The organism is Clostridium sp. CS001, from assembly GCF_020443565.1.
Lineage (GTDB): Bacteria > Bacillota > Clostridia > Clostridiales > Clostridiaceae > Clostridium_AD.
Genome location: NZ_JAIZZN010000010.1, coordinates 89,829 through 103,234 on the forward strand (window position 1 = coordinate 89,829; position 13,406 = coordinate 103,234).

Annotated in this window: 17 protein-coding genes and 1 pseudogene; all 18 read left to right on the forward strand. The window is 31.8% G+C overall.

The features are described 5' to 3' along the window. The first annotated feature begins 169 nt into the window (after positions 1 to 169). The 18 genes and pseudogenes from LGK97_RS09075 to LGK97_RS09155 all read left to right on the forward strand — a co-directional run bounded on the left by LGK97_RS09075 (position 170) and on the right by LGK97_RS09155 (position 13,401). Positions 170 to 1,048 (forward strand): LysR family transcriptional regulator, encoded by an 879-nt coding sequence (locus LGK97_RS09075; RefSeq protein WP_226259444.1) that lies wholly within the window; start codon positions 170 to 172, stop codon positions 1,046 to 1,048. A gap of 111 nt (positions 1,049 to 1,159) precedes the next feature. Beyond that, positions 1,160 to 1,386 (forward strand): annotated as a pseudogene (locus LGK97_RS09080) (RNase III inhibitor); the annotation flags it as partial. A gap of 362 nt (positions 1,387 to 1,748) precedes the next feature. Next, positions 1,749 to 2,534, forward strand: coding sequence for an EFR1 family ferrodoxin (locus LGK97_RS09085; RefSeq protein WP_226259445.1), 786 nt, complete (start codon positions 1,749 to 1,751; stop codon positions 2,532 to 2,534). A gap of 131 nt (positions 2,535 to 2,665) precedes the next feature. Then, entirely contained in the window at positions 2,666 to 3,223 is a 558-nt protein-coding gene (locus tag LGK97_RS09090; RefSeq protein ID WP_226259446.1) for a methylated-DNA--[protein]-cysteine S-methyltransferase, read from the forward strand. Next, complete coding sequence (locus LGK97_RS19780; RefSeq protein ID WP_264174999.1) at positions 3,223 to 3,357, forward strand: hypothetical protein; 135 nt, start codon at positions 3,223 to 3,225, stop codon at positions 3,355 to 3,357. Before LGK97_RS09090 ends, LGK97_RS19780 begins: the two co-directional genes overlap by 1 nt. 140 nt (positions 3,358 to 3,497) lie before the next feature. Next, entirely contained in the window at positions 3,498 to 4,094 is a 597-nt protein-coding gene (locus LGK97_RS09095; RefSeq protein WP_226259447.1) for a cysteine hydrolase family protein, read from the forward strand. Between the two features lie 487 nt (positions 4,095 to 4,581). Further along, positions 4,582 to 5,430 carry a sialate O-acetylesterase gene (locus tag LGK97_RS09100; RefSeq protein WP_226259448.1) on the forward strand — a complete coding sequence of 283 codons (849 nt, stop codon included), beginning with the start codon at positions 4,582 to 4,584 and terminating at the stop codon, positions 5,428 to 5,430. Positions 5,431 to 5,494: 64 nt separating this feature from the next. Then, positions 5,495 to 6,028 (forward strand): PadR family transcriptional regulator, encoded by a 534-nt coding sequence (locus LGK97_RS09105; protein WP_226259449.1) that lies wholly within the window; start codon positions 5,495 to 5,497, stop codon positions 6,026 to 6,028. 331 nt (positions 6,029 to 6,359) lie between these two features. Then, positions 6,360 to 6,497, forward strand: a complete 138-nt coding sequence (locus LGK97_RS19935) for a hypothetical protein (protein WP_226259483.1) — start codon at positions 6,360 to 6,362, stop codon at positions 6,495 to 6,497. Then, positions 6,478 to 6,981 (forward strand): DUF4179 domain-containing protein, encoded by a 504-nt coding sequence (locus tag LGK97_RS09115; RefSeq protein ID WP_319001555.1) that lies wholly within the window; start codon positions 6,478 to 6,480, stop codon positions 6,979 to 6,981. Before LGK97_RS19935 ends, LGK97_RS09115 begins: the two co-directional genes overlap by 20 nt. Before the next feature lie 345 nt (positions 6,982 to 7,326). Next, on the forward strand, positions 7,327 to 7,728 hold the full coding sequence (locus LGK97_RS09120) for a DUF4418 family protein (RefSeq protein WP_226259450.1): 402 nt from the start codon (positions 7,327 to 7,329) through the stop codon (positions 7,726 to 7,728). 1 nt (position 7,729) lies between these two features. Beyond that, positions 7,730 to 8,944 (forward strand): ABC transporter permease, encoded by a 1,215-nt coding sequence (locus LGK97_RS09125; RefSeq protein WP_226259451.1) that lies wholly within the window; start codon positions 7,730 to 7,732, stop codon positions 8,942 to 8,944. Beyond that, positions 8,944 to 9,603, forward strand: a complete 660-nt coding sequence (locus LGK97_RS09130; protein WP_226259452.1) for an ABC transporter ATP-binding protein — start codon at positions 8,944 to 8,946, stop codon at positions 9,601 to 9,603. The genes LGK97_RS09125 and LGK97_RS09130 overlap by 1 nt, the downstream gene beginning before the upstream one ends. A 33-nt stretch (positions 9,604 to 9,636) precedes the next feature. After that, positions 9,637 to 10,359 carry a TVP38/TMEM64 family protein gene (locus tag LGK97_RS09135; protein WP_226259453.1) on the forward strand — a complete coding sequence of 241 codons (723 nt, stop codon included), beginning with the start codon at positions 9,637 to 9,639 and terminating at the stop codon, positions 10,357 to 10,359. Between the two features lie 115 nt (positions 10,360 to 10,474). After that, positions 10,475 to 11,095 carry a YdjY domain-containing protein gene (locus tag LGK97_RS09140; protein ID WP_226259454.1) on the forward strand — a complete coding sequence of 207 codons (621 nt, stop codon included), beginning with the start codon at positions 10,475 to 10,477 and terminating at the stop codon, positions 11,093 to 11,095. A 19-nt stretch (positions 11,096 to 11,114) separates the two neighbouring features. Then, entirely contained in the window at positions 11,115 to 11,516 is a 402-nt protein-coding gene (locus tag LGK97_RS09145) for a hypothetical protein (protein WP_226259455.1), read from the forward strand. Between the two features lie 87 nt (positions 11,517 to 11,603). Continuing rightward, a complete protein-coding gene (locus tag LGK97_RS09150; protein WP_319001556.1) occupies positions 11,604 to 12,305 on the forward strand; it encodes a TVP38/TMEM64 family protein in 702 nt (233 codons plus the stop codon). Between the two features lie 118 nt (positions 12,306 to 12,423). Continuing rightward, positions 12,424 to 13,401: a (Fe-S)-binding protein gene (locus LGK97_RS09155; RefSeq protein ID WP_226259456.1), complete on the forward strand. Its 978-nt coding sequence runs from the start codon at positions 12,424 to 12,426 to the stop codon at positions 13,399 to 13,401. Positions 13,402 to 13,406 lie beyond the last annotated feature (5 nt).

Here is a 13,406-nt window from a genome sequence, read left to right on the forward strand (position 1 = left end):
ATATGGATTTACATTGGAAATTTGTGCCTATCACACTTATAAGGATATCATAATGCATTGATAAAGTAAAATTATGAATATTTATAATTAGATAAGATTATGTTATAGTTAATGTATAATAATGCTTATATAATTGAGCAAATAACTAAGGAAAGGGACACTTATAATTATGATGGATTTTAGGATTGATACCTTTTTAACAGTATGCACATATATGAATTTTACTAGAGCTGCCAAGGCACTTAATATTACACAGCCAGCAGTATCGCAACATATACATTACCTTGAAGCATTTTACAACGTAAAGTTATTTACATATGAAGGGAAAAAGATGTATTTAACAAATGCCGGTGATATCTTATATCAAGCAGCTATTACCATGAAACATGATGATCTATATTTAAAGGAAACCATTAATGATTTGAGCAAAAGAAAAAGCAGGTTAATCTTTGGAACAACTTTAACAATAGGTGAATTTGTTATGGCGAAACATATAAAATCATATTTAAGTTTATATCCTGATACAGAGCTACGGATGACAGTAGGAAATACAAGTGAGCTACTTAAAATGCTTAGGATGGGGGAAATTGATTTTGCATTAGTAGAAGGAAATTATGCAAAGGAAGAGTACGATTATCTAGTGTACTCGCAAGAGCGATATATACCAGTGTGTAGCAAAGATTATACTTTTGAAAGAGAACCGAAGAAATTAACGGATTTGTTGTCAGAACGTATTATTATAAGGGAAAGGGGTTCAGGGACAAGAGAAATACTTGAAAAGAATCTGGAATACAGAAATCTAGAAATTAGTGATTTTAGATATAGAGTTGAAATTGGAGGAATAAATGCTATAAAATCCTTGGTGGAATCTAGCTGTGGAATTACTTTTTTATATGAGGTAGCGGTTAAAGAGGAATTGGAAAAAGGGATTTTAAGAGAGATAAAATTGAAAGATTTTAAGGTTTCACACGATTTTGCGTTTATCTGGAACAAAGGTAGCATCTTTTCTAAGAACTACCGTGAGATATGTGAAATACTAAGAAACTGAAAATATAGAGTAAGGAATTTTACTAAAGGAGACTACAAATATGCCTATGATAATAATCCGAAATGATATAACAAAAATGAAAATAGATGTTATTGTAAACACTACGAATACAGCTCTAAAAGTTACAATCCTAGTAAAGTAACGTCAATACTTTTGCTATAGCCATTAGATTAAATTTAGATGAAACACTTGATTTACTAAATAAAGCTGGATATACATTGTCTCATAGCAGTAAATTTGATGTAATTATTGAATATTTCATTGAAGAAGGGAATTACAATATCTACGAGATAAATGAAGCTTTGTTCGCCTTTGATCAAGTTCTACTTGGAATATAATTGTCGCTTTGAAAGCGACCAGTTAACATGTAATTATTGTTATCCTTTAACTATAAAGGAAGGGGGTTAGCAATATGAAAACAAATTTAACTGAATTGGTATTAGTTCAGACAGGGCAGCCAATTACAACGCTGATGGTGAGGGCACAAGACTGAATTAAGAGGCAGTTAGCGATGTTGTCTCTGAACTTCGTGCAAGTAGACCAATTACTGAGAATTGGAAATCAGGGATTGATGATGACTTTAAACGCCGAAATAAAAAAATATAAATAATCTGTATATGTTATACTAAATAGGATAAAAAGGGACGGTTCATACTAATTATAAATTAGAATGAACCGTCCCTATTAAGGAGAGATAAAAATGGATATAAAAAAAGTGATAGCAATTTATTTTTCACCAAATGGTAGTACTAAAAAAATAGTAAAAAAGATAGCAAAAGATATTGGAATTTATACTGTAGAAGAAATCGATTTAACCTCAGTAAAATCAAGAAATAAGAAAATAAAATTCGGTAAGGATGAATTAGTTGTAATAGGGTTTCCAGTATATGCTGATAGATTACCAGTGGTTTGCAATGAAATATTTAAAAATATTGAAGGAAATAATACCACTACTATTGCAATAGTAAGCTATGGAAATAGAGATTATGGGGATGCATTATTAGAGTTAACAGAAGGTTTGAAGAAATCCAATATGAAGGTTATTTCCGGAGCTGCAATCATTGGACAACATTGTCTTAATAATAATGTTGCCACTAATAGGCCTGATGAAGAAGATAATGCACTTTTATTAGAATATGCAAATAAAATTAGAGATAAAATAAACAATATTGAACAAATAGAAAAATTGGAAGATATTTCTGTAAAAGGTAACTATCCTTATAAACCTTTAAAATCTCAAAGTGCACCTTTAGGGGATTCTAAATGTATACAATGTGGTTTATGTGAGAAAAAATGTCCTGTTAATGCTATAGATAAAAAGGAATTTAGACAAACTGATAATAGCAAATGTATTTCCTGTGGAGCTTGTATTAATGTATGTCCCACAAATGCAAGGGACATAAGAGAAGAAGCCTTTAAAAGTCTCATGAAAAAGTTAGAAGTGATAGCTAAAGAAAGAAAAGAAATAGAGATTTTCATTAATTGAGATTGCACCAAGGGTAGTAGTGTATAATAAATTCATATATTTGGAAAGATACAAATATATCATCATAGTATTAATGTTGCAATATTATTTATTTAGATAGCAGTAAAAACTTCTACGAAATGGGGTTGTGTATGCAAGCAATGCAAGTAATGCAAGTTGATAAAATTATTGATTTCTTAGAAACAGATACAATAAGTGTTACTTTTTCATCTCATGGGTTAAAATATTTATCTTTAAAAAGTAATAATGGTAATAAACTTATAGATTTAAAAAGTTTTAGTGAGGAGAATGAACAAAATCCAATGGTATGTTTGTTAATTAAAGAAACGTTGAATTTTTTAGAGACAGGAACTCATAATATGATACTAGATCTAACAGATTTTACATCTTTCCAACAAGCAGTTTTTGAGGCTACTTCTAAAATTAATGTAGGAGATATTTGCACCTATAAGGGACTAGCTGAAGCGCTGGGAAAATCAGGTGCAGCACAAGCTGTTGGTAGCGCAATTGCAAAGAATCCAGTTTCTTATTTTATACCAACGCATAGGGTGTTGCCACAAAAGGGTATAGGAATATGCAGAAGTGGAGCTGGGTCCTTAAGGGAGAAACTTTTGATACTTGAAGGGCATGATATTGAGAAACTTAGAGGTAATTATGTATGTAATAGGAAGAAGTGTTGCATGGAGTGATGTATATACTAGGTATTAGGTACACACCTATTACAGCAACGCCAGGAGAACTGGTTTTGGGTATAGGTACAGAGATGACCGTTATGCTACTTGAAAGATATTTGGAAGAAAGAAAATTCGAAAAAGAAAGATAGCATAAACTACAAGGAAGTTATAGAATGAAATAATCGGAGTAGATAATCAACATAATAAAACGAAGGTTTTTACTATTTCTATTCTTTATATTAAGTGGTAAAATATTAATGAGATTAACAACGCAAAGGATGGGATGAACATGTTAAAGAAAAAGGATACAGCATTACTCATAATTGATATGCAATATGGTGGAGGAGCTCCTGATGGATCCATGGTGAAAATGCTGAATGTGGATATAACAAAGCAGGAAGATATAGTAACCCCTATAGTAAAGTTAAAGGATTACTTCAATGAAAATGAAATGTTAGTTGTTAATATTAAGACTGAATATGAAGAAGATTTCAGTGATTGGGAAATGTTAGCTGAAAGGTTTGAGGTAGAAAAATATAAACATTTTGCCAAAGGTTCATTGGATGCAGAAATCATACCTCCACTAGCACCACGAGATGGTGAAGAGTTAATTATTAAAAACAGATGGAATGCATTTTTTAATACGAGATTGGATGAGATACTTAAAGGTAGAAATATAAAGAACCTTGTATTAGTTGGAGCGGCTACTGATGTTTGCGTATTGGAAACCTGCAGTTATGCTTTTTCTTTAAATTATAACTGTATAGTGCCAAAAGAAACAACAGCTTCATTTAATGCTGAGAAAAAGAAAATAGGATTGGAACTTCTTAGTTTTGGAAGAAGCAAAGTTGTTAATGTTGATGAAGTATATACCATGTTTGAGTAGGACTGAGACAAGAAGCGCATAAGTAATGGGAGAGCACAACATATGCGATTGAGAAATACAAAATGAATCTGATTTTAAGAGTATAAATATCAAGAAATAAATCAAATCATAGGCACTAAAAACCTATGCCGTCTGAGGTGAAGTAAAAGTATTCACCTTAGAGGGCTATTTTTGTTATCAATTAGTTCTGAAGGTAGTTGGAATTCCCAAATGTAAAATCAATCAATTAATGAATATTTCTCTGCACCATCTAAAATATATATTGGATTTACTTTTGAAAAAAACATAGTTGACAATTAGTCTAATTAGACTATAATATTTAAGTGTTACTAGTCTAATTAGACTAGTAATTAATTTAGTAATTTTTGATATCAAGGAAAATCACTTGAAGCAATAGTTAAGAAATTAAATAAGTAACTACTAAATATTTATTAAGAACTGGAAACATTTTTTAATAAACATCACATAAAAAGAAAGGATGAAAAAAATGGTTAAATCGTTTTTAATGTTAGGACAGTCGAATATGGCTGGACGTGGATTTATTCATGAAGTGACCCCGATTTATAATGAAAGAATACAAATGCTGCGTAACGGTAGATGGCAAATGATGACTGAGCCCATCAATTATGACCGGCCTGTTTCAGGAATAAGTCTGGCCGGTTCATTTGCAGAGGCATGGTGTCGTCAAAGTCAAGAAGATACTATTGGCTTAATTCCTTGTGCTGAAGGTGGAAGCACACTGGATGAATGGGCTGTAGAGGGAACACTTTTTAAGCACGCAATAACTGAATCTAAATTTGCTATGCAAAGTAGTGAGTTAACAGGAATTCTATGGCATCAAGGAGAAAGTGATAGTTTCAATGGTAACTACAAAGTCTATTATAAAAAATTATTTTTAATTATTGAAGCTCTTAGAAAGGAGTTAAATGCTCCAGATCTTCCTATAATTATTGGCGGGTTAGGAGATTTTTTAGGCAAAGAAGGATTTGGAAAACACTGCATTGAATATGACTTTATTAATAAGGAATTATGTAAATTTGCTTTCGAACAAGATAATTGTTACTTCGTCACAGCATCAGGTTTAACTTCTAATCCTGATGGCATTCATATTGATGCAATCTCTCAAAAAAAATTTGGTTTACGATATTTTGAAGCCTTTTTCAATAAGCAACATGTATTGAAGCCGCTAATTAATGAAAATGAGTTGATAAGTCTTAATTATGCTAGAGCACATACCAAAACAGAAAAGATATATATGAAAAGTATGGATTTGGCATTGGGGAAAATATCCTATGATGAATTCGAATCTCAATTCATACAAATCAACAATGGTTAAGACTAATAATTATGGAGTAATTATTAGTCTTAATCTTGATGAATAAGATAAAGGAGATGTTTTTTTGATACCATTACTAATTTTAGGGTTATTAAAACAAAAACCAGGTTCTTACGGATACGAGTTATTAACCCTAATGGAAGAGAGGCACTATAAATATATAGTAAATTTCACTAAAGGGTCATTCTATTATAATCTTCAACAATTAGAAGCAAAACAATATATTAAAGAAATTGACCAATTAGACAATACTAGAGAGACGCATAATTATATAATCACTGAACTAGGAAATAAGGAATTTGAAAAATTGATGTATAAGTATGGTTCTAAGACAGAGTATGTAAATTTATCTTTTTATGCAACAATGCTATTTACTAATGAATATAAAAGCGAAGAACTAATAAAACTAATAGAAATACAAATCGAGCAAACTAAGCAGAAAATTTTTTTATTAGAACAATCCCTTGAGAATAATGCAACTATCCCTACTTATTTTAGAAAAATGTTAGAAAATTCACTATCTCATCATTTGGTAAATGTTCAATGGTTTGAAGAAATGTTAGAAGATATAAGAAATGAAAATGCAAATTTAATATAAGTATAAGGTACATATTTTTACCATTAGGTATAGATATGTATTTTTTTTATTAATATTTATAAAGATAAGTTTGAAACTAAATGCTTTACTTTTCAGTCTAATACACGAAAATGAATATAGGGCACTTATTTAGTGGTTTTTGGGGAAGGAGAATTAAATACATGAATAATGGAGATTTAGTTAAGGCGGCTCAAAAGGGAGACTCTGAGTCTTTTTATGAACTTATCTTGAGCTGCAAGGGTAATGGGATGTCCTGAAGGCACAATAAATACCTGGGTTTCTAGAGGGTTAAAACAATTAAAAGAACTATTGAATATAGGCGGTGATTTTAATGTTTGATAATGAAGAAAAACGATTAATGGAGCTTAGTGATAAACTTAATAATACAGCTAAACCTGATTGCATTAATAATTTTTATATTCTTTTCAGTTACGATCCGCATTTCGCCGGTGTTTGCATCTTATATTAGCAAAGTACCAGGCCTTGCGTATTTAGTGAATTTAATAAATTATGACAAAGGCATCAAAGATGCAGTAGAAAATAATTTCATTCAAAATATAAACATGTCACTGGAACATGAGGGTCTTGTTTTTACTATAAAGGATATTATTATTGATAATTCCAAGGCCATACTATTTTACTCCATTCAAAATAAAACAAATCACAAGTTTGTTAATATAGCTGAAATCAAGTTAAAGGATGAGAACGGAAAAGATGTAATCGCAGGTAGTAACATGAATCTATTTGTTAATGAGAATATGATGGACCAAAAGGAGCTCCTTGGCAAGGCGGACTTTAATTTTTTTGATGATAAAACAATAATTCCAGATATACTCACTATTGACGTGAAATTACAAGAAGAAGTTATAAGTGAGGTCGCTTCACGAGATAGAAGAAATAAAATACATAATAATTATAGAAATTTCCTTGGGGAAATTCATAGAGATAAATAAATTGGTAGTGGATAATATGTACATTAACTATTAAATATAATATTGTAAAAAACTTCTGATAATATAGGCATAATGATATTGGCAGAAGCTTTTTTTATAATCAAAAGCTAAAGATTTTTTTTAAATGTAGACTGTAAAACAAAAAAACAGTATTACTTTTACCTATAGACAAACATGTATCTATAGGTAAACTGTATTGGCAAATAACACAGAATGATGTTAAAATATGCCGAGTGTTAAGAATTTAATTTTAAAATACAGGATATGGAATGTTAAAAATTTAATTAGTTTAGATAAAAGATGAAACAATAAAAGTTCTATTAATCTAGATAATAAGGGGGACATATGAGAAAGAAAGTAGTTTACGGCATTTATCTTATTATTATTGGAGCGGTGCTTGCCGTAGGACCCCACACACTATTTGCAGTTTGTGAGAAGGGTGAAAGCATTATGAAATGCTGGTGGTCAGCGCAAGCAGAAATATCCAATGGTATCCTAATTATATCAGCAGGGATAGCTATACTAGTTTTAAAATCAAAGGAAACTCAACTTGGCATTAGTATCATGACAAGTCTTTTAGGTGTGTCTACTATCTTGATACCAAGTGTACTAATTGGTGGGTGTATGAAAAGTACAATGCCTTGTCAAAGCGTTACTTTTCCATGGATTTATATTATTGGAGTGATTACAATTATTGTTTCTCTTTTTAATTGTATATCCTTATTAAAACAAATAAAGAGGACGTAAGATGAAGAAAGAAAAGCAATTAAGTATTTTCGCTATTTCTATGCAAAACATAAGGCATAGAGTTTTTCGTAGTGGTTTCATGATATTTTTTGTATTGTTACAGGCTTTTACATTATTTTTTGGCAGTATGCTAATGGAAAACATGGAAAGAGGTATTATAAATACCACAGATCGAATGGGAGCAGATGTTATTGTTGTTCCTGATAAAAACTCAAAGCAGCTTCAGGAATCATTATTTATGGGGAAACCTTGTACAATTTATTTTCAGCGTCAGTGGGTAAATAAACTACAAGAAGTAAAAGGAGTAAATAAAATCTCATCGCAGTTATATTTAGCTACTTTAGAATCTTCCTGTTGTGAGTCGTCAGTGCAACTAGTTGCTATCGATCCAGAAACTGATTTTGTTATTAAGCCTTGGCTGAAAACTCAGGGGGATTTGCAATTAAAAAAAGGGCAAGTTGTTGTTGGGCACGAGGTTACTGCAAAAGTAGGGGAGAAGGTCACTTTTTATAATGTGGACTTTCAAGTTAGTGGAAAACTAGAAAAAACTGGAATGGGATATGATAATTCGGTATTTATGAGTTATGATACTGTATTTCAGCTTAATGATTCTAATGTAGCTAATGAAAACCTGAAACTAAGCAATAGCCAAGATTTAATATCCATGGTGCTGATAGATGCAGAGGATAAATATTCTCCTGACAAGTTATCAGTTGAAATTCAGCATATGTATGATGCTGATAATATTGGAGTTTATACTGCAAATAGTCTTTTTAGTGGTATATCCTCAGAAATGAAAAAGCTTACTACCTATAGCGTAATATTTATTGTAATGTTATTTATAGCAACGGCTATGGCTTTAGTCAGTATTTTCACTATCACTATTAATGAAAGAAAACGAGAATTTGGAATTCTATATACCTTGGGTGCGAGTGGCAGACAAATATTTTCTATGGTAATAGTAGAAGCGTTGATTATTAGTATTGTAGGAGGTCTGCTGGGAGTGCTTTTATCAGAAGGATTACTATTTCTATTTAGAAATTTGGTTAGTATGAAGCTTGGAATCCCTTATTTTCAAATGGGATTAACAGATGTACTATTATTATCTAGTAAATGCATGATACTTTCCATATTCACAGGTATTGTGGCATCTTTTTATTCTGCCTATAAGATAAGTAAGGAAGAGCCCTATATGCTCATAAGGGAGAATGAATGATGATTTTAGAAATAAGAAACCTAAGAAAAGAATATAAAAGAAAAAATGAAATGTTCTTGGCAGTAAATGATGTGAATTTATCAATTTCAAAGGGTGAATTTGTAAGTATAGTGGGACATTCTGGATGTGGAAAAAGCACCTTGCTTAATATGGTGGCTGGACTACTAAGACCCACCGATGGGGAGATTTTAATCCATGGAAGTGATGTATCTGAAAAAAATGAAAAAGAGTTAGCTCTTCTAAGAAATGAAACAATAGGTTATATATTGCAAGGACAAAATCTATTATCTAACTTTACAATTCTAGACAATATATGTATGCCTGCATATTTGTCACCTAGAAAAAAGATAGTGAAAGTGAAAGCTTTGGAACTTCTAGAGGAGGTTGGGCTTAAAGGAATGGATGGGGAATATCCAGCTAACCTTTCTGGTGGTGAATTACGGAGGGTTTCAATTATAAGGGCATTGATAAACAGCCCTGAAATTCTTATAGCGGATGAACCCACAAGTAATTTAGATCCTGAAAATTCAAAAATGGTTATGAAGCTCTTTAAAGAGATTTCGGATAAAGGAACAACAGTTTTGATAAGTACCCATGATCTAGAGTTTTTAGATTATACACACAAAAACTATGAAATGAAAAAAGGAATTTTAAAATAGAAGATAAAATAATAAATTAAGGGAGAGATGAAAATGGAAAACACACCTAATGAGAAAAAAAGTTTACTTAGTAAGATTATAGTGATTTTACTGCTTGTAGGCACAGTTCTCAGTTACTTTTTTATTCCTAGTATAAAAACATTATTTAATGAGGTCCTTAAGATGTTTGCCAGTGGGGATTTTGAAGTTGTTAAAGAATTTGTTGCATCCTATGGAGTTTATGCTGCAGCTATGTCTTTCTTATTGATGATTTTACAATCTATAGCAGCTCCGTTACCGGCATTCTTAGTTACATTTGCCAACGCAAACCTATTTGGATGGTGGCAAGGAGCTATTCTTTCTTGGACTAGTGCTATGGCAGGAGCAGCAGTGTGCTTCTTCATTGCTAAAATCCTGGGTCGAGACGTTGTTATGAAACTAACAAGTAAAACGGGACTAGATCAAATTGATACATTCTTTGAAAAACATGGTAAAATGAGCATCTTGATTGCTAGATTATTACCATTTATGTCCTTTGATATTGTAAGTTATGCAGCAGGTCTTACTTCTATGTCCTTTGGATCATTCTTTATTGCAACTGGTATTGGGCAATTACCTGCAACAATTATTTACTCCTATGTAGGAGGTATGTTAACTGGCGGTGCAAGATTAGTTGTAACAGGCCTACTATGTTTATTTGCACTATCTGCACTAGTTATATTGATTAGAAGAGTTTATATGGAAAAACAAAAGAAAAAGGCTACTATAAATAAATAAATAAATAAATAAATAAAATCTGTTTTACAGATTTTTTATAAAATATTATAAATAAAAAGGAGACTTAAATATTATGAAAGTAAAAAAAATAATGTCAGTTTTACTCGGAGCAACAATGATATTGTCACTTACAGCTTGCGCTAAAACGGAAACACCAACGCCAACAGAAACTGGTAAAGCGGAAGTATTGGTAGTTAACAAAGAAGCAAAAGAAATAAAAATGCTTGCTGAAGTGAATGGTAAATACTTTACAGAAGCAACTCGTCACGGTGTGGTTTTTGCTGACGGTTCAAATGGCGAGAAATCAGTTTTACGTGGCCTGGCAGATGAAAAAGAATTTCATCAAGCATTACTTGATATTGGAGCGACAGCAGGCAACAACCTAGTAGCAGCAGATATGAAAGCTGGAGCTGATAATGGAAAGTCAGCTGATGGAGATAAATTAGTAGCTGTAGTAACTTGGGATGGACAAGATAAAGAGATTCCTTTTGCGGATATTATTAAAGCTAGTGAAGAAAGACCAATGGATTTACGGTTCGGTGGAAATCTTGAAAGTGCTAAGAAAAACAATACTGGTTGTGTACTTTGTCTAGATAGCTGTGCAACAGGGATTACAAGTGATGCCGCATATCCAACAGGAACAACACAACATGACGTTGTTAAATTCTATGGTGATGAGAGCGTATTACCAAAAGATGGAACAGTAGTAACAGTTACTTTTCGTCTTGCTAAATAATTAGAGTTTCTGGTGTTATATGAAGTATTTTAATAGTATATATAATAGTTTTCTATGGGCCATGGTAGTTGCAATTACTAGTTTTAAAAGTGAATGGCTTGAAATGAGAGTAAACATTGGCTATATATTCTTTGGAACATTCATTGTTTTATCTGTGATTTTAAGCCTAATTTCAAAAAGAAAACCCCTTAACCTAAGGGGAATGTTCACAACTGTTAATTTAGTTCTTTGTGTAATCTATGGAACAATTCTTTATGGATTGGAAAGATTAACGGTAGTGCCAGCTTCTATCCTTCGGGAAGGAATACATGAAAATAAAATTCCTTTTGAGATCATAAATTGGATGTTGATTATTATTGTAGTCTTAGGACTTATAGCAATTATTATGTTCAATAAATCAAAACAAAAAACATATAAGTAAAGGATAATGGCTTAAAATCTAGAGCATAATACTAAATTTTAGGTCATTATATCTTTTAAAATCCTTGTTAAGGATTTGGAGGTACAAGTGGAGAAAAATAAAAATAAGATGAAAGTATTAATCTTTGCAGCGAGTATCATTTTAATTTTCATTTTGAACAGGCATTTTGGATGGTCTAAATATTTGGGAAACACAGAGAATTTAGCCTTTTTTAAGGATGTTGTGAAAGAAAATATGCTACTGGCCCTGGTTATTTATATAGTTACGACAATTATTGGATGTGTTGTGTTGGCTCTTCCGGGGATTACCTTTGCCGTTTTTGCAGGTATAGTGTTTGGTCCTTGGCTTGGAATTTTTGCTTGCTTAATTGCAACCACCATTGGTGCATCTCTGGCCTTTTTAATTGGAAGATTTTTTCTCAAGGATTCAGTTAAACCAATGCTGGAAAAAAATAAGATACTAAAAAAGTTATTATTTTCAAGTGATGAAAAGAGTGATATGATAGTGCTTATGATTACTAGAATGGTGCCAATTTTCCCATATAATCTACAAAATTTTGCCTATGGAGTTACAGACATGGGATTTTGGAAGTATACAATTTTTACTTTTATATTTATGCTTCCGGGAGTAGCTTTTTTCACCATAGGGGCCGCAGGGCTTACTGCTGGTGCAGAAAAGTGGAAGTATTTCACTGTTGCGGCAGTGTTAGCAGTGATAGTAACTTTAGGTGGGATCCTTATTAAAAACAGGTTTCTCACTAATGAAACTGAAGAATACGCTGATATGTAATAAGGACTTAAGAGGGCATCTTATATAAAAATAAGAGCCCTTTCAGAATATAATGCTACAAAATTCTAAAATTATGGATAAATTAAGAAGAATATAAGTTGATAATGAGGGAGTGTATATGGATAAAGAAAAGGTCTTGGATTGTATTAATTGTGGTAAGTGTACAAAAGAATGTAGCTTTTTAAATAAACATGAATTGAACTTGTCGCATTTTTCCAAAAGAGAGGACTTGGCATATAATTGTTTCTTATGTGGAAAATGTGCAGAGGTATGTCCAAAGGATATCCACGGAAAGAAAATTGCAATGAAGATGAGACGAAAGCTTGTAGAGGAAAAAGGCGGGGTTATGCCCGAAAAAGGATATGAAATTCTTCTTGCGGAGAAAAATCCTTATAAGTTTTCAAATTATCGTAAAGGGAATAGAAAATCTGTAATATTTGCTGGTTGTAATTTTCCTTCCTTTTTCCCCAAAACTACAAATCATCTTGTGAAACTTTTAAAGCAAGAAGAAATTGGAGTGATCTATGAATGTTGTGGCAAGCCAGTGGAGGAACTTGGTCTTTTTAGGGATGTAGAGATTAGTATAAAAAATATTAATAAGAAGCTGAAAACTATGGGTGTAGAAGAAGTAATTATGGTATGCCCTAACTGCTATCACTTCTTGCAAGGAAAATTAGACGTGAAAATTATATCTATTTATGAAAAATTAGATTCTTTGAACCTAGGTAAAAAAATTGAAATAGAAAAGATACCCATGTATTATCCTTGTCCTGATAGAAAAAACAAAGAAATCATGGCAGATATTAGAAAGTTTTTATTGGGCGAAGAAATTGACGGATTTCCAAAGACACAATGTTGTGGTTGTGGTGGGTGTGCTTCAAAAAATGAAGGTGACTTATGTGTGGAAATGGCTAAGTCTGTTGCGAATACAGAGCACGATATACTTTTTACATATTGCGCTTCCTGTATAAGTAATTACAAAAGAAAAGGGTTTACAAAGGCTTATCACATGCTACCTTTAATTTTAGGTATTGAAGAACAGGTGCCTTTAAAAATAAGGCCTTTTATAAATAGAGCAATTTGTAAATTCAAATAAGGAGC

Excerpts from the sequence above, each read along its gene's own strand:
- LGK97_RS09100 (WP_226259448.1), top strand. The coding sequence starts at position 4,582 with ATGGTTAAATCGTTTTTAATGTTAGGACAGTCGAATATGGCTGGACGT.
- LGK97_RS09155 (WP_226259456.1), top strand. The coding sequence starts at position 12,424 with ATGGATAAAGAAAAGGTCTTGGATTGTATTAATTGTGGTAAGTGTACA.
- LGK97_RS09120 (WP_226259450.1), top strand. The coding sequence starts at position 7,327 with ATGAGAAAGAAAGTAGTTTACGGCATTTATCTTATTATTATTGGAGCG.
- LGK97_RS09125 (WP_226259451.1), top strand. The coding sequence starts at position 7,730 with ATGAAGAAAGAAAAGCAATTAAGTATTTTCGCTATTTCTATGCAAAAC.
- LGK97_RS09085 (WP_226259445.1), top strand. The coding sequence starts at position 1,749 with ATGGATATAAAAAAAGTGATAGCAATTTATTTTTCACCAAATGGTAGT.
- LGK97_RS09140 (WP_226259454.1), top strand. The coding sequence starts at position 10,475 with ATGATATTGTCACTTACAGCTTGCGCTAAAACGGAAACACCAACGCCA.
- LGK97_RS09130 (WP_226259452.1), top strand. The coding sequence starts at position 8,944 with ATGATTTTAGAAATAAGAAACCTAAGAAAAGAATATAAAAGAAAAAAT.
- LGK97_RS09135 (WP_226259453.1), top strand. The coding sequence starts at position 9,637 with ATGGAAAACACACCTAATGAGAAAAAAAGTTTACTTAGTAAGATTATA.
- LGK97_RS09095 (WP_226259447.1), top strand. The coding sequence starts at position 3,498 with ATGTTAAAGAAAAAGGATACAGCATTACTCATAATTGATATGCAATAT.
- LGK97_RS09145 (WP_226259455.1), top strand. The coding sequence starts at position 11,115 with ATGAAGTATTTTAATAGTATATATAATAGTTTTCTATGGGCCATGGTA.
- LGK97_RS19780 (WP_264174999.1), top strand. The coding sequence starts at position 3,223 with ATGTATATACTAGGTATTAGGTACACACCTATTACAGCAACGCCAGGA.
- LGK97_RS09075 (WP_226259444.1), top strand. The coding sequence starts at position 170 with ATGATGGATTTTAGGATTGATACCTTTTTAACAGTATGCACATATATG.
- LGK97_RS09090 (WP_226259446.1), top strand. The coding sequence starts at position 2,666 with ATGCAAGCAATGCAAGTAATGCAAGTTGATAAAATTATTGATTTCTTA.
- LGK97_RS19935 (WP_226259483.1), top strand. The coding sequence starts at position 6,360 with ATGTTTGATAATGAAGAAAAACGATTAATGGAGCTTAGTGATAAACTT.